This window comes from Amycolatopsis sp. NPDC004625, from assembly GCF_040609695.1.
Lineage (GTDB): Bacteria > Actinomycetota > Actinomycetes > Mycobacteriales > Pseudonocardiaceae > Amycolatopsis.
The window spans coordinates 148444-166919 of sequence record NZ_JBEXKX010000013.1 but is presented as its reverse complement, the minus strand read 5'-3'; the positions used below and the strand labels follow the sequence as shown (position 1 = coordinate 166919).

At 73.3% G+C, this 18476-nt stretch carries 23 protein-coding genes; 16 read left to right on the top strand and 7 right to left on the bottom strand.

What is annotated here, in order from left to right:
• Positions 1-75: 75 nt before the first annotated feature.
• Genes ABZW17_RS17495 through ABZW17_RS17485 form a run of 3 tightly spaced genes read left to right on the top strand, consistent with a single transcriptional unit; the run spans position 76 to position 1599 of the window.
• Entirely contained in the window at positions 76-669 is a 594-nt protein-coding gene (locus ABZW17_RS17495) for a TetR family transcriptional regulator (protein WP_354814468.1), read from the top strand.
• A gap of 58 nt (positions 670-727) precedes the next feature.
• The gene (locus ABZW17_RS17490; protein ID WP_354814466.1) at positions 728-1072 is read left to right on the top strand and encodes a DUF1330 domain-containing protein; all 345 of its coding nucleotides are present in this window, start codon (positions 728-730) and stop codon (positions 1070-1072) included.
• Between the two features lie 50 nt (positions 1073-1122).
• Positions 1123-1599 (top strand): GNAT family N-acetyltransferase, encoded by a 477-nt coding sequence (locus ABZW17_RS17485; RefSeq protein ID WP_354814464.1) that lies wholly within the window; start codon positions 1123-1125, stop codon positions 1597-1599.
• Here ABZW17_RS17485 and ABZW17_RS17480 read toward each other — a convergent pair.
• Positions 1583-1969, bottom strand: a complete 387-nt coding sequence (locus ABZW17_RS17480) for a PPOX class F420-dependent oxidoreductase (protein ID WP_354814462.1) — start codon at positions 1967-1969, stop codon at positions 1583-1585. The genes ABZW17_RS17485 and ABZW17_RS17480 overlap by 17 nt on opposite strands.
• A 140-nt stretch (positions 1970-2109) precedes the next feature.
• Here ABZW17_RS17480 and ABZW17_RS17475 point away from each other — a divergent pair, with 140 nt between their 5' ends.
• Complete coding sequence (locus ABZW17_RS17475; RefSeq protein ID WP_354814461.1) at positions 2110-3048, top strand: hypothetical protein; 939 nt, start codon at positions 2110-2112, stop codon at positions 3046-3048.
• Here the strand turns inward: ABZW17_RS17475 and ABZW17_RS17470 are convergent.
• The 3 genes from ABZW17_RS17470 to ABZW17_RS17460 all read right to left on the bottom strand — a co-directional run bounded on the left by ABZW17_RS17470 (position 3038) and on the right by ABZW17_RS17460 (position 5728).
• Positions 3038-4015, bottom strand: a complete 978-nt coding sequence (locus tag ABZW17_RS17470) for a hypothetical protein (protein ID WP_354814460.1) — start codon at positions 4013-4015, stop codon at positions 3038-3040. The two genes, ABZW17_RS17475 and ABZW17_RS17470, sit on opposite strands and share 11 nt — an antisense overlap.
• Positions 4012-4509 (bottom strand): SigE family RNA polymerase sigma factor, encoded by a 498-nt coding sequence (locus ABZW17_RS17465; protein ID WP_354814458.1) that lies wholly within the window; start codon positions 4507-4509, stop codon positions 4012-4014. The genes ABZW17_RS17470 and ABZW17_RS17465 overlap by 4 nt, the downstream gene beginning before the upstream one ends.
• A 67-nt stretch (positions 4510-4576) precedes the next feature.
• Positions 4577-5728 (bottom strand): phytase, encoded by a 1152-nt coding sequence (locus ABZW17_RS17460; RefSeq protein ID WP_354814583.1) that lies wholly within the window; start codon positions 5726-5728, stop codon positions 4577-4579.
• Positions 5729-5848: 120 nt separating this feature from the next.
• On the opposite strand from ABZW17_RS17460, the gene hisF reads away from it, so the two are divergent.
• The 6 genes from hisF to ABZW17_RS17430 all read left to right on the top strand — a co-directional run bounded on the left by hisF (position 5849) and on the right by ABZW17_RS17430 (position 9153).
• Positions 5849-6622: an imidazole glycerol phosphate synthase subunit HisF gene (gene hisF / locus ABZW17_RS17455; RefSeq protein ID WP_354814456.1), complete on the top strand. Its 774-nt coding sequence runs from the start codon at positions 5849-5851 to the stop codon at positions 6620-6622.
• Positions 6619-6996: a hypothetical protein gene (locus tag ABZW17_RS17450; protein WP_354814454.1), complete on the top strand. Its 378-nt coding sequence runs from the start codon at positions 6619-6621 to the stop codon at positions 6994-6996. The genes hisF and ABZW17_RS17450 overlap by 4 nt, the downstream gene beginning before the upstream one ends.
• A complete protein-coding gene (hisI, locus tag ABZW17_RS17445; RefSeq protein WP_086841627.1) occupies positions 6993-7355 on the top strand; it encodes a phosphoribosyl-AMP cyclohydrolase in 363 nt (120 codons plus the stop codon). Before ABZW17_RS17450 ends, hisI begins: the two co-directional genes overlap by 4 nt.
• Complete coding sequence (locus ABZW17_RS17440; RefSeq protein WP_354814452.1) at positions 7352-7705, top strand: DUF1304 domain-containing protein; 354 nt, start codon at positions 7352-7354, stop codon at positions 7703-7705. The genes hisI and ABZW17_RS17440 overlap by 4 nt, the downstream gene beginning before the upstream one ends.
• The gene (locus ABZW17_RS17435; RefSeq protein ID WP_354814450.1) at positions 7706-8227 is read left to right on the top strand and encodes a hypothetical protein; all 522 of its coding nucleotides are present in this window, start codon (positions 7706-7708) and stop codon (positions 8225-8227) included. It abuts the gene before it with no gap.
• A 101-nt stretch (positions 8228-8328) separates the two neighbouring features.
• The gene (locus tag ABZW17_RS17430; RefSeq protein ID WP_354814448.1) at positions 8329-9153 is read left to right on the top strand and encodes a DUF3592 domain-containing protein; all 825 of its coding nucleotides are present in this window, start codon (positions 8329-8331) and stop codon (positions 9151-9153) included.
• 7 nt (positions 9154-9160) lie between these two features.
• Here ABZW17_RS17430 and ABZW17_RS17425 read toward each other — a convergent pair whose 3' ends face one another.
• Positions 9161-9775, bottom strand: a complete 615-nt coding sequence (locus tag ABZW17_RS17425) for a TetR family transcriptional regulator (RefSeq protein WP_354814446.1) — start codon at positions 9773-9775, stop codon at positions 9161-9163.
• 85 nt (positions 9776-9860) lie between these two features.
• Here ABZW17_RS17425 and ABZW17_RS17420 point away from each other — a divergent pair, with 85 nt between their 5' ends.
• The 6 genes from ABZW17_RS17420 (at position 9861) to ABZW17_RS17395 (ending at position 15697) form a co-directional block, all read left to right on the top strand.
• Positions 9861-11411, top strand: coding sequence for an anthranilate synthase component I (locus tag ABZW17_RS17420; RefSeq protein ID WP_354814444.1), 1551 nt, complete (start codon positions 9861-9863; stop codon positions 11409-11411).
• 82 nt (positions 11412-11493) lie between these two features.
• Positions 11494-12021, top strand: a complete 528-nt coding sequence (locus tag ABZW17_RS17415) for a Trp biosynthesis-associated membrane protein (RefSeq protein ID WP_354814581.1) — start codon at positions 11494-11496, stop codon at positions 12019-12021.
• A 124-nt stretch (positions 12022-12145) separates the two neighbouring features.
• Positions 12146-12955: an indole-3-glycerol phosphate synthase TrpC gene (trpC, locus tag ABZW17_RS17410; RefSeq protein ID WP_354814442.1), complete on the top strand. Its 810-nt coding sequence runs from the start codon at positions 12146-12148 to the stop codon at positions 12953-12955.
• Entirely contained in the window at positions 12952-14163 is a 1212-nt protein-coding gene (gene trpB, locus ABZW17_RS17405) for a tryptophan synthase subunit beta (RefSeq protein WP_354814440.1), read from the top strand. Before trpC ends, trpB begins: the two co-directional genes overlap by 4 nt.
• Complete coding sequence (gene trpA / locus ABZW17_RS17400; protein WP_354814438.1) at positions 14160-14951, top strand: tryptophan synthase subunit alpha; 792 nt, start codon at positions 14160-14162, stop codon at positions 14949-14951. Before trpB ends, trpA begins: the two co-directional genes overlap by 4 nt.
• Before the next feature lie 89 nt (positions 14952-15040).
• Positions 15041-15697 (top strand): peptidoglycan recognition family protein, encoded by a 657-nt coding sequence (locus ABZW17_RS17395; protein ID WP_354814436.1) that lies wholly within the window; start codon positions 15041-15043, stop codon positions 15695-15697.
• Here ABZW17_RS17395 and ABZW17_RS17390 read toward each other — a convergent pair whose 3' ends face one another.
• Positions 15698-16975, bottom strand: coding sequence for a hypothetical protein (locus tag ABZW17_RS17390; RefSeq protein ID WP_354814434.1), 1278 nt, complete (start codon positions 16973-16975; stop codon positions 15698-15700).
• A gap of 127 nt (positions 16976-17102) precedes the next feature.
• Positions 17103-18461, bottom strand: coding sequence for a glutamine synthetase family protein (locus tag ABZW17_RS17385; protein WP_354814432.1), 1359 nt, complete (start codon positions 18459-18461; stop codon positions 17103-17105).
• Between the last annotated feature and the right edge of the window lie 15 nt (positions 18462-18476).

The following is an 18476-nucleotide window of genomic DNA, read 5'->3' as shown; positions in this document are numbered from 1 at the left end:
TGGATCCGCCGACTGGCCGGGGTCCACTCCGGCTGTAGTACTTTCGCTGCGGTAGTCCGAGTGGCGGGAGTGGTCATGGTGCGACGCAACCCCGAGCGGCGGGCGGCTCTGCTCGACGCCTCGATCGAAGTCCTGGCCGAGGACGGCGCCCGCGGGCTCACCTTCCGGGCGGTCGACCAGCGGGCCGGCGTCCCGGTCGGCACGGCGTCCAACTACTTCGCCAGCCGCGACGAAATCCTCCGGCACGCGGGGGAGCGGGTCTACGAACGGCTCGTCGACGACGCCGTCCTCGCCGGTGGCCTGGACGGGCCACGGGACGCCGCCCGCGTCACCGAGCTGATGCACGCGCTCGTCGACCGCGTCGCCGCCTTCCCGACCGGCTTCCTGGCCCTGCTGGAACTGCGGCTGGAAGCCACCCGGCGGCCCGAGCTGCGGGACGTGCTCACCCGGCGCATCCGGGCGGACGTCGAGTTCAACGTCGGCTACCACGAGAAGGCCGGGCTGCCCGGGGACGGGACCACGGTCGTGCTGCTGTGGCTCGCGCTGAACTGGCTGATCGTGGAACGGCTGACCCTGCCGGACCTGTTCACCGGCGAGCAGCGGCGCGACCTCGTCACGGCACTGGTGGAGCGGCTGCTGGCCGGGCAGCCGGCATTACCTCCGGCGTAATCGACTCCGTTCCCCCGGTCCGCGAAGATTCCTTTCAGGACAACGAAAGGAACACGCCATGACCGCCTACGGAGTCGCCCACCTCCGCCCGCCCGCCGTGCTGTCGGAGGAGGTTTTCGAGTACATGGAACGGATCCAGGTGACGCTGGACCCGTACGGCGGCAAGTTCCTCGTGCACGGCGCGCAGGTGGAGGTGCGGGAAGGGGAGTGGCCGGGCGCCCTGGTGGTCATCGAGTTCCCGAGCCTCGCCGCGGCGCGCGAGTGGTACGACTCGCCCGCCTACCGCGAGATCCTGCGGATGCGCGCGGACCACATCCCGGGTGACCTGATCCTGGTGGACGGCTGCGGCCCGGACCACGACTCGGCCGCGCTGGCCGCCGCCCTGCGGGCCGCCGCCGCTTGAGGGGGGAAAAGGGGCTGACAGCGGTCCCCCGGAGTCGTAGGTTGCCGCGGGTGGAGGAGATCGTCACCCAGCTCGAAATGACCGCCGCCGATCAGCTCAACCCCGCTCCGGCCGTCGACGGGGTCGCGGTGCGCGCCGTCCCGCCGGGGCCGCTGATCCGCGAGCTGCACGTCCTGATCGGCACGCCGTACCGGTGGCCGAGCGTCGCCCGCGGCGACGAAGACTGGGATCGCTGGCTCGCCGAACCGGGCCGGCAGTACCGGCTGGTCGAATACCGCGGCGAAGTCGCCGGCGCCGCGGATTTCGAGCCGCAGCCCGGCGGCGTCGTCGAGATCACCACCTTCGGGCTGGTGCCGGCGTTCGTCGGGAAGGGGCTCGGCGGGTACGCGCTCACCCTCGTCGTCGCCGACGCGTGGGCGCTGCCCGGCACCCGGCGCGTGTGGCTGCACACCTCGACCCTCGATCACCCGAACGCGCTGCCCAACTACCTGCGGCGCGGCTTCCGCAGCTTCAGCCGGCCAGCTTGACGGCGATCCCGACGGTCCGGTCCGCCGGGCCGCGCAGCTTCGAGAAGAACATCGTGACGCGGCCGACGATGCCGTACTTGCGCGCGATCGCCCGCCGGACCCGCTCGGTGTCCGCGGCGTCGAGCAGCCGGGCCTCCCCGGACGCCTTCGCGCCGTGCGTCTTCTGCCCGCGCAGGTCGCACGCCTGGACTTCGACGCGGCCGCCGTTGCGGATGCGCTTGACCTTGCCCGCCTTCCGCTCCGACCAGAAGACGAGCTCCCCATCGTCCCCGGCGACCCAGATCGGCGTCGGCACGGCCCGCCCGTCGCGCCGGAACGTGGTCAGGACGACGTAGCGCTCGGCGGCGAGCCGGTCGGTCTCGGAAGTCATGCGCCCACCGTAGCCGGACGCGCCCGTGAGAACCGCCTACGCCTTTCGGAGCCAAAACCGCACACGCCCGGCCGAAGCGTTTCAACACCTACGTCTGCAACGCTTCTTGGGCTGGATCATCCGCTCACTGGGAGGCGTTGATGGCGGTCAAACAGCAACTACCGGCTCACCCGCAAGCCGGCTTCTTCGGCGCCGGGCCGTATCCCGCGCGGCGGGCGGCCGTCGCCGTCGCCGCGGTGCTGGCCGGGTTCGTGCTCACGGCGATCTGGTCGGCACCGTTCGTCGACTCCGTGATCGGGGACAGCGTCGCGAACGGCCTGCTCGGCTACGACGCCAAGGCCACCCCGATCAGCGGTGTCGTCGCCGGGACGCTCTTCGCGTTCGTCTCCGGCCTCGCCGGGTCCTTCACCGCCTGCAACATCGCCGCCTTCGGGGCGGTCGCCCCGCTCGTCGGGGACCAGGCGGGGGAGCGGCGGAACCCGGTCAAGCCGCTCGGCTGGATCGCCGCGGGCATGCTCACCGTGTCGATCGTCTACGGCGTCATCGTGGCGATCGTCGGCACGCGGATGCCGCAGTTCTCCACCGCCCAGACCACCGGGCTGTCGCCGCGCAGCATCCAGTCCATGATCGCCTTCGGCGTCGTCGGCCTGGTCTTCCTGGTGATGGGCCTGATCGCGCTCGGCATCGTCGGCAACCCCTTCGAGAGCTTCACCCGCCGCCACCCCGCCGCGCCGCTGGTCCTGATGGGCGCGCTCATCGGCGGGTTCCTCATCGGACGGCCGTACCCGCTGTTCCGGATCATGTTCCGCAGCGCCGCCGAGCAGCACAACGTGCTCTACGGCGCCGCCGCGTTCGCGCTGCAGTCGCTCGGCAACATCGTCGTGATGGCCGTGCTGTTCCTCGTCCTCACCTACGCCACCGGCGGGCGCGTGCAGCGCTGGCTGGCCGCGAAACCGGCCCGGATCGCCACCGTGACCGGCGCCGCGCTGCTCGTCGGCGGCACGTTCACGCTGCTCTACTGGGACGTCCGGGTGCTCGGCCGGCTCGGGTACATCTGGTTCCCGATGGTCAACTGGTAGGCCGCCCGAGCCAGCGGTAGTCGGGTGCCGGGTCGAGCTGGACGCCGTTCGCGACGGCGATCAGCTCGGCCTCCGGCCGCGAACCCGACACGGTCAGCCACCGCCCCGACGGCAGCCGGACCGCGACCGTCGCGTCCCGCCCGTTCACCGGCGGCACGAAGAAACCCTCGCCGCCGCGGACGGTCACGGAGGCCGCGCCGCTCACCCCGGGGGATGCCGGGCCGGCGGTGACCGACACCGCGGCGGCCGACGGCCGGGCCGGGTCGGCCGCGGTCAGCACGGTGGCCGCGTCGGCGGGCCCGGTGCCCCGCACCGCGGCCGACCGCTCGGCCAGCCCGCCCGGGAGCGGCCCGAACCGCAGCTCGCCGCGGACGCCGACCGGCTCGGCGGCGACCGCGCCGGCGACCCGCTCGGCGACCGCACGGGCGTCTGGGACGCCGGTGAGCGCCGCGACCAGCACGTGCTCGTCGTCGGCCAGCCAGGTCAGCTGCGCTGCGTCGCCGCCGCCGGTGACCATCGCGACCCGGCCGCGCACCAGCACCTGGTCCTTGATCGCCGCGATCTTCAGCGCGGTCTGCGACCACTCCGGGTCGGCGGTCGAGTACGTCTGCAGCGTGATGGAGGCCGGCCCGGCGAACCACCGCCGCACCTGCGGGGTGATCCCGGGTCCGCCTTCGCGGTACTGCTCGGTGAAGCCGTCCGGCAGCCACTCCGGGCCGAACGCGAGCACCGGACGGCTCGCGGCCGGCTCCAGGTCCGGCCGGGTCAGCAGCTGCGTGCCCGCGACGACGCCGACGACCACCAGCACCACCGCGGCGGCGACCAGGGCCAGCCGGGTCGCGGGCCGCCGGCGGCGCCCGGCGCGCGCGAGGGCGTCACGCACCGCGTGGCCGTCCGGCGCGCGGGCGGCGAGGCGGTCCAGGCTCTCCCGGATCAGCGTCTCGGTGTCGTGCTCGCTGCGCGTCATTCGGGGACTCCGGTGGGGATGGACGTCGGGTGCGGGGCCTGGCGCAGGGTGGCCAGGGCCCGCGAAATCTGGCTGCGCACGGTGGAGACCCCGCAGCGCAGGACCGCGGCGATCTCGGCGTCGGAGTAGCTCTCGTAGTACCGCAGCACGACCGCCGCGCGCTGCTTGCGCGGCAGCGTGGCGAGCAGGCCGAGCATGGCGTCCCGCTCGTCCCACGCGGCGGCCGGATCGGCCTGCGGCGGGCTGAGCGCGTCGAGGACGTCGTGGCTGCTCGGCACCATCCGCCGCACGGCCCGCCGCCGCCACGACAGGTACTCGTTGGTGACCATCCGCCGCACGTACGTCGGCGGGGCGGCGATGCCGTCCCAGCGCTGCTGGGCGCGCAGCAGCACGTCCTGGACGATGTCCTGCGCCAGGTGCGGGTCGTTCGTCAGGACGGTGGCGTAGCGGAGCAGCCCGTCCAGCCGCTCCGCCACGAACTCTTCGAAGCTCACACGCGTCCCTTCTCCTCACCCCAGGGACGCACGAGAGGACCGCGCTGATGCACGGCGGCGAAAAGTTTTATCGCGGGAGGACGTCTTCGAGCCGGACGAAGGCGAAGCCGGTGGCCGGTTCGTCCCCGGGTGAGGGGTGCCGCTCGCCGTCGTGGACGACCAGCAGGCCGTGCGGGAAGCGGCGGCCCAGGTACGCCGTGGAGATCGCCGAGCCGTCGGAGTGCTCGACCGAGTCCGTCCCGCGGCCGGCGACGATCCGCAGGTCACGGACATGCTTTCGGTACACGACGAACCGCGAGTCGCCCTGGCTGGACGCGAACAGCGTGCCGTCCGCCACGGCCAGGCCCTCCGCGTCGGCGGTCAGCCACCGGCCGCCGAAGCCCGGGTCGGGGCCGTCCGGGACGCACTCCTCCGTGGTGGCGTCCCAGCGCTGCGGGACGCCGAACGAGCGGACGCGGTCGATCAGCTCGGGCCGCCCGAAGCCGGCCGAGGTGAGCGGGATCCGCCAGATCCCGACGTCCTCCTGGGCGGTGTAGAGCACGCGGCCGTCGATCACCGAGCCTTCCAGCTGCGGTCCTTCGCCGGGCTCCTCGCACGGCGACCACGACGAGCCGTCCGGCAGGCGGAACCGCGACGGCAGGTCGACGGTGGCGACCGGCGCGGTGCCGACCGTGCCGTCCGGCCGGTCGGCGAGCCGCAGCAGCGCGACGCGCGTCTCGTGCCGCCGCGTCACGGCCACCCAGCGGACCCCGGTGCGCGGGTCGCGGGCCGCGGCCAGGCCGTAGGCGGTCCGCTGCTCGTCCACTTCGGACTCCGACGCGGAGAACACCGGCGCGGCGGCGGGGTCGGTGACGTCGCGGAGCACGTGCGCCCCGGCGCCCGAGCCCGCGGGGTCGATCCGGTAGACGCGGATCCGGTCCCGCCCCCGGTCGCTGACGACGGCGAGATCGCCGACGACGTCGACGTTGTTGAACCGCCCGCCCGGCCCGGCGGGGACCAGCTGCAGGGTCCGCGCGGAGAGGTCGAAGGCGGCGAGCCCGCCTTCCTTCAGCGTGCCGACCACGACGCTGCGCTCGGGATCCCGCGGGTGCACCCAGATCGCGGGGTCGTCGGCGTCGGCGTCCCCGGTGAAGGCCTGGGTCTGCGAGACGGGCGCGGGATCGCGCGGCGCGGCGGAGGCGGGCGCGGCGGCGAGGAGGGCGAGGGCGGCGACGGCCACCGGGAGGAGTCTGCGCACGGGCGGAAAGTAGACGAATCGGATGACCGGGACGTGAACGCGGGATGCCGGATCGAGGCGCCATCGGCGGTGGTCCCGACCCCCTTGACTACGCTGGTGGGCATGTCTGTCGCGGTGCGGGTGATCCCCTGTCTCGACGTCGACGCGGGCCGGGTCGTGAAGGGTGTCAACTTCGCCGGCCTCCGCGACGCCGGTGACCCTGTCGAGCTGGCCCGGCGCTACGACGCCGAGGGTGCCGACGAGCTCACCTTCCTCGACGTCACCGCGTCTTCCGGGGATCGCGAGACCACCTACGACGTCGTCCGGCGGACCGCCGAGCAGGTCTTCATCCCGCTCACCGTCGGCGGCGGCGTGCGCTCCAACGACGACGTCAACCGGCTGCTGCGGACCGGGGCCGACAAGGTCAGCATCAACACCGCCGCCATCGCGCGGCCCGAATTCCTCAGCGAGGCGTCGAGGCGGTTCGGCGCCCAGTGCATCGTGCTCTCCGTCGACGCCCGGCGGGTGCCCGAGGGCGGCGAGCCGACCGCCTCCGGGTTCGAGGTCACCACCCACGGCGGCCGCCGGGGGACCGGGATCGACGCCGTCGAATGGGCCGCGCGCGGGGAGGAACTCGGCGTCGGGGAGATCCTGCTGAACTCCATGGACGCCGACGGCACCAAGAACGGCTTCGACCTCGAGCTCATCGAGCTCGTCCGCAAGGCCGTGCGGGTCCCGGTGATCGCCAGCGGCGGGGCCGGCGCGGTCGGGCACTTCCTGCCCGCCGTGCGGACCGGGGCCGACGCCGTGCTCGCCGCCAGCGTGTTCCACTTCGGACAGCTGAAGATCGGGGACGTCAAGACCGCGCTGCGCGAAGGCGGGGTCGAGGTCCGGTGAAGTCCTGGCAGGCACCCGTCGAGGTGAAAGTCACCGCTCTCCTGCTCGTCGGGCTGCCGGTCGCGTGGGCGCTGCTCGACCTGATCCAGGTGCTCGGCGCCGGGTCGGGCCTGGAGATCTACCGGATGCCCGCGCTCGCGCTGATCCTCGGCGGCGTCGTGACCACCGGGCTCGTCCTGAAGCACGGCAGCGCGCGGATCGGCGGCCTGGTCGTCTCCGTCGTCTTCGCGCTGCTGCACGCGTTCCTGCTGCTCGCCGCCGAGCTGTGGTGGGTCAAGCTGTTCTCCGGCCTGTCCTTCGCGGGCTACGGCTACGCGTTCGTCCTGCTGAACTCGATGCCGCTCAAGCGGCACATCCTGGGAGCCGAAGCATGACCCTGGACGCGGCCGTCTCGGCGCGCCTCAAGCGCAACGCCGACGGCCTGATCGCCGCGGTCGTCGTCGAGCACGCCACTTCGGACGTGCTGATGATGGCCTGGATGAACGACGACGCCCTCGCCGCGACGCTCGCCACCCGCCGCGGGACGTACTGGTCGCGCAGCCGGCAGAAGCTGTGGGTCAAGGGCGAGACGTCCGGGCACTACCAGCACGTCCGCGAGGTGCGGATCGACTGCGACGGCGATACGGTCCTGCTGCGCGTCGACCAGACCGGCCCGGCCTGTCACACCGGCACGCACACCTGCTTCGACACCGAGGAGCGCCTCCTCCTGGCCGATGAGAAAGAGCACGCGTGACCATCGTCGCCGACATCCTGGTCGGGCTCGTCGCCCTGATCCACGTCTACATCGTCGTCCTGGAGATGTTCCTCTGGACGACACCCCGCGCCCGCGCCGCGTTCGGCACCACCGAGGAGTTCGCGGAGGCGAGCAAGACCCTCGCGGCGAACCAGGGGCTGTACAACGGCTTCCTGGCCCTCGCGCTGGTGTGGGGCCTGGTCGCGGGCCAGTTCCAGCTGCAGCTGTACGGCCTCGTCTGCGTGATCGTCGCGGGTCTCTACGGCGCCGCGACGGCCAGCAAGCGGATCCTGTTCGTCCAGGTGCTCCCCGGTGCGCTGGCGCTCGTCGCGCTGCTGATCGCGCGGTAGGTGCCCGATTGGCTGCCGCCGCGGGAACCGGGTGAGCCGGACGGGGCGGCCCGGGGCGCGGCGCTGCTCCGGGCGAGGTTCGCGCGGGCGGTGTTCGCCACCGTGCCGGGCCTGCTGGTCGCCGCGGCCTGGCTGTTCGCCGGGCTCACGGTGCCCGCGGCGGCGGCGCTGGTCCTGACCGGGATCCCCGGCTACGGGGCGTTCGTCCGGCACCGGCAGGTGCTCGCCGCCCGGCGGACGGGCTGGCGCACCGCAACGGTGACGCTCGGCGCAGTGGCGTCGAGGAGGCTGCCGGGCACCGTCGCCGTGCGGTTTTCGGACGGCAGCCGCATCGACCTCCGGCCGGTGGAAGGCGGCCACGCGGTGCAGGCGCTTTCGGAGCTGCCGGGGCTGCCTGCCCTGGTGGCCGGCGAAGGGCCGGCGGCGATGGTGGTGCTCGTCCTGCCGAAGCCGCCCGTGCGCGACAAGGCGGTGCTGTTCGGCGTGCGCGCCGAAACCTTCCGGTGGCTGCCGGGATCCTGAGCCTGCTCCCTCGTACGCCCGTGGATTTCCTTCGGTTGCCCCGCTTTCCTGTGCCGTTCCTCGCCGTACCTCGGCCGCGCAAGCGGTTCTAAGCTCCGCTGATGGATCCCTTCGGCGGTTTCGAGAGCTGGCTGCCGCCGCCCACCCGGCACGACCACGACCGCCGGATCGACTTCCCGGCCGAAACCCGGCGGCTGCGCCGGGTCGCTCGGCGCGCGGCGGCGCTCGTCCTCGTCTGGGTGGCGCTGGCCGGGGCCGGGGCCGCGGATCTGGTCCTGCTCGACCGGGCCGCCGACGACCTCCTCGCGACCGGCACCCGGACCACCGGCGAGGTGGTTTCGGTGCAGCCTGCGAACCGGGGCCGGCTGACGTTCGAGGTGCGCTACGGCTCGCGGACCGCGGAGATCGTCCGCGACCCGAAGGACTCCTACCTCGTCGGCGAGCACGTCACCGTGGTCTTCGACCCGGCCGACCCGGACCGCGTGCGCACCACGGAAGAGGCGAACGAGGACGAGTTCTTCGTGAACCTCGGCTACGTCCTGGCGGTGGCCGGCGCGTTCGGGACGGCGGTCGCCGCCGTGGCCGCGCTGGGCTGGCGGGGCCGGGCCCGCGCGGTCGCGGCCACCGGCTGGCGGAACGCCACGGTCGACATCGTGCCGGTCTTCACCACCACCCGCGGCGGGCTGAGGCGGCCGCAGCCGGAGATCCACGTCCGTTACCGCGAGGGCACCGGGATCAGGCTGCGGGCCGTGCCCTCGACGCACGGCGCGAAGGCGCTGGCGATCTTCACCGACCGGCTCGCCTGGGTGGGCGGCTGGGGACGGCACATGGTCGTCCTCTTCCCGAACGGCCCGAGCCGTCCCGGCCCCTACGTGGTCCCGGCGGTCGCGACGGCCAAGCGCACCGAAGGCGGGGGACGGCGGTGACGCGGCTTCAGCCGATGTCGCCGGTGAGGTAGCGCTGCAGGTTCGGCGCGATCGCGCGCACCAGGACCTCGACGTCCTCGTTCGCGAGCGGCTCGAACTTCGCCACGTACCGGACCATGCCGAGCCCCACCATCTGGGTGGCGCACAGGTTCATCCGCAGCGCGGTGCGGTCCGAGCCGATCGAGGAGATCAGCGCGCTGAAGAACCGCTGGAAGAAGTCGCGCAGCACGTGGCCGGCCTGCTCGTGGCCGGTGACGCTGCGGATCAGCGCCACGAACTGGCCGCCGCCCGCGCTGTCCCAGCGGGTGATGAACGTGCGGACGATCCGTTCGCCCAGCTCGTCGTCGGGGCCGTTGCGCAGCGCCTCCTGCAGTTCCATCGGGTCGAACGGCAGCTCGAGCACGGCCTGGGCGAACAGGCCCTCCTTGCTGCCGAACCAGTGGTTGACCATCGCCGCGTCGACGCCGGCGCGGGTGGCGATCGCGCGCACGGTCGCACCGTCGTAGCCGTTCTCGGCGAACACGGCCCGCGCGGCTTCGACCAGCGCGGTGCGCGTGTCCTGGCCGGCGGGGCGCCGGCCGCGGCGGCGGGCGTTAGTCTCGGTGCTCACGCACTCCATCATGACCGATGGCCACCACGAATTCAACATCCATTGAATTCCGGCCCCGGCGCCCGCCGTGCTCCGCGCAAGCGGCACAATGAGGTCCATGGTCAGCGCATCCGCCGGTCCCGGCATGGTCAGCCCGTCCCGCGAGGACTTCCGCGTCCTCGCCGAGAGCCGCCGCGTGATCCCGGTCGTGCGCCGGGTCCTCGCCGACGGCGAGACGCCGATCGGGGTGTACCGCAAGCTCGCCGCCGACCGGCCCGGCACGTTCCTGTTCGAGTCCGCCGAGAACGGCGCGTCCTGGACCCGCTGGTCGTTCATCGGGGTCCGCAGCCCGGCCGCGCTCACCGTCCGCGACGGCGAAGCGGTCTGGACCGGCACCCCGCCGGTCGGCCTGCCGTCCGAGGGCACCCCGCTGAACGTCCTGCGCGAGACGATCGAGGCCCTGCACACCGAGCCGCTGCCCGGCCTGCCCCCGCTGACCGGCGGCATGGTCGGCTACATCGGCTACGACGCCGTGCGCTGGCTGGAACGGCTGCCGGAGCTGGCCGAACGCGACCTCGACATCCCCGAGCTGACCATGCTCCTGGCCACCGACCTCGCCGCGTTCGACCACCACGAGGGCACGGTCACGCTCATCGCGAACGCCGTCAACTGGGACGACTCGCCCGAGCGCGTGGACGCGGCCTACGACGACGCCGTCGCCCGGCTGGGCGCGATGACCGAGCAGCTGCAGGTGCCCGCGCCCGCCACCGTCGCCGCGTTCGACCGGCCCGCCCCGGAATTCACCCGGAAGCGGACCAAGGCGGACTTCCACGCCGCGGTCGAGAAGGCCGTCGAGGCCATCAAGGCCGGCGAAGCGTTCCAGATCGTGCCGTCGCAACGCTTCGAGATCCCGACCGCGGCCGACGCGCTCGACATCTACCGCGTGCTCCGGACGTCCAACCCGAGCCCGTACATGTACCTGCTGCGGCTGGAGGGCTTCGACATCGTCGGCTCCAGCCCCGAATCGCTGGTCACCGTGCGGGACGGCCGCGCGACCACGCACCCGATCGCGGGCACGCGCTGGCGCGGCGCCGACCCCGAAGAGGACGCCCAGCTGGCCAAGGACCTCCTCGCCGACGAGAAGGAACGCGCCGAGCACCTGATGCTCGTCGACCTCGGCCGCAACGACCTCGGCAAGGTCTGCAAGCCGGGCACCGTGCGCGTGGTCGACTTCTTCCAGATCGAGCGCTACAGCCACGTCATGCACATCGTGTCGACCGTCACCGGCGAGCTGGCCGAGGGCAAGACGGCCTTCGACGCCGTCACCGCGTGCTTCCCGGCCGGGACGCTCTCGGGCGCCCCGAAAGTCCGCGCGATGCAGCTGATCGAGGAGCTGGAGCCGGTCCGCCGCGCGCTGTACGGCGGGGTCGTCGGCTACCTCGACTTCGCCGGCGACGCCGACACCGCGATCGCGATCCGCACCGCGCTGGTCAAGGACGGCATCGCGCACGTCCAGGCCGGCGGCGGGGTGGTCGCCGACTCGGTGCCGGACTACGAGGACACCGAATCGCTGAACAAGGCCCGGACCGTGCTCTCGGCGGTGGCCGCGGCCCAGACCATGGTGGCGGCGGGGGCCCTCGACCCGGCCGCGGACGCCGCTCATGTCTGACGCGCCGGGCGCCGCCTCCCCGACGGCCGACGCTGCCGACGCGGCCGACGCGGCGGGGACGGCGTCGAGGCGTCCACTGTGGATGATCGTGGTCGCGCTGCTGCTCGGCGCGGCCGCGCTGTGGGGTGCGTCACGGCTGACCTGGTTCGCCGAGTTCCGCGACGGCGGCGTCCGCGGCACGGTCCTGTACCGCGAGTCCGGCGAGCAGCAGGCGACCGCGCTGGTGCCGCTGGCCCTGCTCGCGCTGGCCGGCGTGGCCGGGGTCGTGGCCACCGGCGGCTGGGCGCGGCGCGTGCTCGGCGTGGTGCTGGCGCTGGCCGGGGTGGCGGCGGTCTGGACCGGCGTCGCCGGGGTCCGGTTCTCCGGCTACGCCGACGGGCTGCCGGTGACCCAGATGCTGCTCGGCCGCGGCCTGGCCGTGCTCGGGGGAATTCTCGTCGCCGCCGGCGGGTTGGTCGCCGTCAAGGGCGCCGGCCGGGCGGCGCGCCTCGGCACGAAGTACGCGGCCCCGGCCACCCGGAAGAAGGTGCGCGACCCGGACGCCGAGCTGTGGGAGGCGCTGTCCGAAGGGGAAGACCCGACGGACGTCCGGGGCAGGCATTCGGAGTAACGCGCACACCCGGAACCGGGCGTCTCGGATGCGGGGGTTAGCATCGTTTCGGCGGGAAGGGGAAGGTTTTTGTGAGCGACCTTGCGAGTGAAACCGTGAGCACGCGCCCTGGTGGGGGCGCCCGGTGAGCGTGCTCGAAGACATCGTCGCCGGCGTGCGGGAGGATCTCGCCGTGCGGGAATCCGCGCTGCCGTTCGACGAACTGAAGATCCGGGCGGCCGCCGCCCCCGGGCCCCGCGACGTGATGTCCGCGCTGCGCGAGTCCGGCATCGGCGTGATCGCCGAAGTGAAGCGGCGCAGCCCCTCGAAGGGTGACCTGGCCGACATCCCCGACCCGGCCGCGCTGGCGAAGGACTACGAACACGGCGGCGCGCGCGTGATCAGCGTGCTCACCGAGCAGCGCCGCTTCGGCGGTTCGCTGGCCGACCTGGACGCGGTCCGCGCGGCGGTCGACATCCCGATCCTGCGCAAGGACTTCGTCGTCAGCCCGTACCAGGTGCACGAGGCCCGCCTGCACGGCGCCGACATGGTGCTGCTGATCGTCGCCGCGCTGGAGCAGAACGCGCTCGTCGCGCTGCTCGACCGCGTCGAGTCCCTCGGCATGACCGCGCTGGTGGAGATCCACAACGCCGAGGAGGCCGACCGGGCCCTCGAGGCGGGCGCCAAGGTCATCGGCGTCAACGCGCGCAACCTGCACACCCTCGAGGTGGACCGGGACGTCTTCTCGCGGCTGGCCCCCGGCCTGCCGATGGACGTCTACAAGGTCGCCGAATCGGGTGTCCGCGGCCCGGGCGACCTGATGTCGTACGCCGGCCACGGCGCCGACGCGGTGCTGGTCGGCGAGGGGCTCGTCGCCTCCGGCGACCCGAAGGGCGCCCTGGTCAAGCTGGTCACCGCCGGTTCCCACCCCGCCTGCCCGAGGCCGTCGCGGTGACGGAACAGCACGACAAGCACGACCCGGACGAGCGCGGCTACTACGGCCCGTACGGCGGGCGGTTCATGCCGGAGGCGCTGATCGGCGTCGTCGACGAGGTCGCCACCGAGTACGACAAGGCCCGCCACGACCCGGAGTTCCTGAACGAGTTCAACCGCCTGCTCCGCGACTACGCGGGCCGGCCGTCGCTGCTCACCGAGGCCAAGCGCTTCGGCGAGCACGCCGGCGGCGCGCGGGTGTTCCTCAAGCGCGAGGACCTGAACCACACCGGCTCGCACAAGATCAACAACGTGCTGGGCCAGGCGTTGCTCACCAAGCGGATGGGCAAGAAGCGCGTCATCGCCGAGACCGGCGCGGGCCAGCACGGCGTCGCGACGGCCACCGCGTGCGCGCTGCTCGACCTCGACTGCGTCGTCTACATGGGCGAGGTCGACACCGAGCGCCAGGCGCTGAACGTGGCCCGGATGCGGCTGCTCGGCGCCGAGGTCATCCCGGTCAAGACCGGGTCGCGGACGCTGAAGGACGCGATCAACGAGGCCCTGCGCGACTGGGTGACCAACTCCGAAACCACGCACTACCTGTTCGGCACGGCCGCCGGTCCGGCGCCGTTCCCGACGATGGTGCGCAACTTCCACCACGTCATCGGCACCGAGGCCCGCGAGCAGATCCTCGAGCAGGCCGGCCGCCTGCCCGACGTCGTCGCGGCCTGCGTCGGCGGCGGGTCGAACGCGATCGGCATCTTCTCCGGCTTCTACGACGACCCGTCCGTGCGGCTGGTCGGCCTGGAGCCGGGCGGCGAGGGCATCGAGGGCAACCGGCACGGCGCGACCCTGACCAAGGGCACCCCGGGCAACCTGCACGGCGCGATGACGTACCTGCTGCAGGACGAGGACGGCCAGACGGTCGAGTCGCACTCGATCTCGGCCGGCCTGGACTACCCGGGCGTCGGCCCGGAGCACGCGTGGCTGAAGGACACCGGCCGCGCCGAGTACCGCCCGGTCACCGACGCCGAGGCGATGGACGCGTTCAAGCTGCTGTCCCGCACCGAGGGCATCATCCCGGCGATCGAGTCGGCGCACGCCCTGGCCGGCGCGCTGGTGCTGGGCCGCGAGCTGGGCCCGGACGGCCTGATCGTGGTCAACCTTTCCGGTCGCGGCGACAAGGACATGGACACGGCGGCCAAGTGGTTCGGACTGGTGAACGAATGAGCGGGCTGGACGACCTCTTCGCTTCGACGCGCGCGCAGGGGCGGGCGGCGCTGGTCGGCTACCTCCCCGCGGGCTTCCCGACGGTCGACGGTTCGAAGGACCTCATCGCGGCCTGCGTCGACGGCGGCGCGGACCTGATCGAGGTCGGCGTCCCGTACTCGGACCCGGTGATGGACGGCCCGACCATCCAGGCGGCGTCGGTGACGGCGCTGGACAACGGCTTCCGCCTCAAGCACGTGTTCGAGGTGGTCGAGTCGGTGTCGGCCCGCGGCGGCCGCGCGGTCGTGATGACGTACTGGAACCCGGTGAACCGCTACGGCGTGGACCGCTTCGCGCGTGACCTCGCTTCGGCGGGCGGGCTCGGCCTGATCACGCCGGACCTGATCCCGGACGAGGCGTCGTCCTGGATGACGGCTTCGGAGGAGCACGGCCTGGACCGCACGTTCCTGGTGGCGCCGTCGTCCTCGGAGGAGCGCCTCGCCCGCACGGCGGCGGCGTCTTCGGGCTTCATCTACGCGACCGCGGTGATGGGCGTGACGGGCGCGCGCGACCAGGTCGGCGCGGGCGCGGAGGACCTGGTCCGCCGCACCCGGGCGCACACGACGTTGCCGATCGGTGTGGGCCTGGGGGTGCGCTCGGGCGACCAGGCGGCCGAGGTGGCGTCGTTCGCGGACGCGGTGATCGTGGGCTCGGCCCTGGTCACGGCGGCGGCGGAGGGCGCTGACGGCGTTCGCCGGCTGTCGGCCGAGCTGGCCGAGGGTGTGCGCCGGGCGGTCGCGACCGCCTGAGCCGGAAGCACCCGGTCCCGGCGGCGCCGGGATCCGCCTCCGACGGTCTTTGTACGAAAGCTGTACGTCGCCGCGGGAGGGTCTGCGGCATGGACATCGCACACCTCCCGCGGCGCGGCTTCCTCCGCGGCGCCGCCGGCCTGGCCGCCGCCGGGGCGGCCGGTCTTCTCCTCCCGCAGGCCGCGCGGGCCGTCACCGCGCCGCGGATCTACAGCTGCGCCGAGTGGGGCGCGCGCCCGCCCGCCGATGCGCTCACCACCCTCGACCACCCCGCGAACCGGGTGCTGATCCACCACATCGCCTGCCCCAACAGCACCGACTACTCCCTCGCGCACGCCTTCCAGGTCGCCCGCGACGACCAGCACGACCACATCGACAACAACGGCTGGTCCGACACGGGCCAGCACTTCACGGTCAGCCGCGGCGGCTACCGCCTCGAAGGCCGCCACGGCAGCCTCGACGCCCTGCGCGGCGGCACCACGATGATCCAGGGCGCCCACTGCCCGGGTCAGAACACCAACGCCATCGGCATCGAGAACGAGGGCACGTACACGAGCGTCGAGCCGCCGCAGGCGCAGTGGGCCTCGCTGGTCGTGTTCTGCGCCTACATCTGCCGCCAGTACGGCATCGGAGTCGAGGAGATCAAGGGCCACCGCGACTTCTACAACACCGAGTGCCCCGGCGACCGCCTGTACGCGAAGCTCCCGCAACTGCGTACCGAGGTCGCCAGGGCCCTGGCGTCGTGATCACCCGTTCTTGAGCGTCTCCAACGTCCGCACCGCGTCCGAAGCCGCCGCTTGGTCCGCCGGGTCCGGCTCGGCCGCCGCGGCCGGGTGCCGGGAGGCCGCCGGGTGGGTGCAGCCCAGCTGCTGCAACGATCCCTGCAGCCGATCCGTCAGGAACTTCAGCAACCCCACCCCGTCGTCCGGGGACGGCGCCGCCCGCAGCAGCCGCCGGTCCGACGTCAGCCGGTCGAGCCCCGCCGTCCGCAGCGACCGGCAGTACGCCCGGGTGCTCGCCGAGCGCCGGTCGAGTGCGGGCTGGTCCACGCCCGCCCGGTACAGGTTCGTCTTCGCCGGGCTGGGTTTCCCGTCGACCAGCGTCATCGGGTCGCCCGGCGGCACCAGCGCCACCGGGTTCCGCTGGCCGGCCGCCGCCTGCAGCTCGTTCAGGGCGAGCGACGTCGTCGGCCGGCCGCCGTCCGTCAGGTCCGGGGCCGTGAACGGGGTGCAGCCCAGTGCCGGGTCCACGAACGCGTCGAGCAGGCGGTTGTCGCTGCCGTTCGCGAGCGTCGTGACCTTGCCCCCGCGCCGCGAGTTCGCCGCCGTGGCCTGGGCCGTCCGGCCGTCGCGCGTCGCCAGGTACGTCGTCGTCACGTTGTCGCTCTGGTCCTGGTCCACCAGCGAGAAGTCGCGCACCGACGGGCACGGCCGGCCGTCCTTCGCCCGGCCCAGTGGCGGGATCCGCAGCTTGCCGGCCTGGACGGCCTTGTTCGCCGCGTCGAAGAACGCCTGCGCGCCGCAGAAGGCGACCTGGCCGAACAGCGAACCGCCGAGGCCGTTGACGCAGTGGCCCCGCCGGCCGCCGGTGACGGTCAGCGTGTCGCCGTTGAACCCGAACCACAGGCCGACGACGGCGCCCCGCGGCAGGGCCGGGACGACCGGCGGGGCGGCGGGCGCGGTGCCCGCGTCGACGACCAGCGGGTGGTACACCGAGAGCTTCCCGGTCGCGGGGTCGAGGACGGTCGCCTCGGCGAACGCGCCCTGCGCGTCCACCGACTCGTGGCACGCGCCTTGCCGCGGATCGGTGGCGGAGAGCTGGTACGGCGTGGCGAGACCGCCCGCCGACAACGGATCTTCGGGCACCTTGAGCGTGCACGATGAATTGGGGGCCGCGGGCGGCGGCGCCGGGGTGCGCGGTGCGGCCACCGCGATCCCGACCGCGCCCAGCGACGCCGCGGCCACCGCGACGGTCACCTTGAGCTTCCAGGGCCGTTGCCGGTGGCGGGGACGAGCTGCTGGCATGGACTGTGCCTTCTTTCGGCCTCCTCACCTCACCCGGCGCAGGACGCTAGCACAGATAACGACCCGATCACAGAACGATTTCCGGGTACAATTCAGGCATTCACGGCGAAAAGCTGCCCGGGAAAGATCAATGCAGATACCGCATCACGGCGCACAGCTCCTCGGGCGGCAGGGCGCCCAGCCGGTCGATCTCGCCGCGGCGCACGTCCAGCACCGTCGTCGCCAGCTCCGCCCCGAACGCCGACGTCAGCACGGCGTCCGCTTCGAACGCCGTCACCGCCTCGGCCAACGACGTCGGGAGCCGCGAAGCCGAGGGGAGCGCGGCGGGGTCGACGTCGACCGGCTCCGGGAGCGTCGAGCGGGCTTCGACCCCGGCCAGGCCCGCGAAGATCAGCGCCGCCACCACCAGGTACGGGTTCGCCGTCAGGTCGAAGCACTTGACCTCGAAGTTCGCCGCCCGGTCGCGCTGCCCGGCCGGGCCCTGGACCAGCCGCAGCGGCGCCTCGCGGTTTTCCAGGCCCCACACGCGGAACACCCCGGCCCAGTGGTGCGGCTCGAGCCGCAGGTAGCTGACCACCGAAGGCGCGCCGATCGCCAGCAGCGCCGGCAGCCGGGAAAGGATCCCGGCGCCGAACGCCTCCGCCGTCTCCGTGAGCCCGAACCGCCGGTCGCCGCCGGCGCACAGGTTGCGGTCGCCGTCCCACAGGCTCAGGTGGACGTGGCCGCCGTTGCCGACGCCGTCGGGCGCGAACTTCGGCGTGAACGACGCCCGCAGCCCGTGCTGCTCGCTGACCGTCCGGATGGTCTCGCGCGTCAGCACCGCGATGTCGGCCGCGCGCACCGGGTCGCCGGCGGCCACCGACACCTCGAACTGCCCGGCCGCGTACTCCGGGTGGATCTGTTCCACCGCGACCCCCTGGGCGGTCAACGTGGACACCAGCGCGCGCAGGTAGGCCGCCTGCGAGGAAAGCCGCGCGTAGCCGTAGGCCGGGCCTGCGGTGGCCGAGCGCGGGTCGTCCGGGGCGCCGGCCGCCGTGATCACCCATTCGAGCTCGAACGCCGTCCGCGCGTGGTAGCCCCGTTCCGTGAGCCGGGCGGTCGCGGCCGCGGCGAGCGCCCGCGCGTCCTGCGGGTGCGGCTCGCCTTCCTGGTCGTACTTCCAGACCGGCGCCCACGCCCAGCCGGGCTGCGCGGCCAGCGGCACGAGGGCGTCGAGGTCCGGGTGCAGCCGCAGGTCGCCGACCGGGCCGCGTGAGTGCGTGCCGCCCACGATGTCGTCGGTGGCGAGGAAGAAGTCGAACGAGTTCGACGCGCCGACGCCCCACGCCGCCGCCGACCACAGCCGGTCCACCGGCACCGCCTTGACCCGCGCGATGCCGCTGTTGTCCACGAAGGTCAGCGCGACGAGCTCGACGCCCGCGGCGCGCAGGCCGTCGGCCCGGATGGCGCCCTGTTGCGCGAGTTCGGCCCGATCGAGCTGGCTCATCCTGCCCCCGTCGAT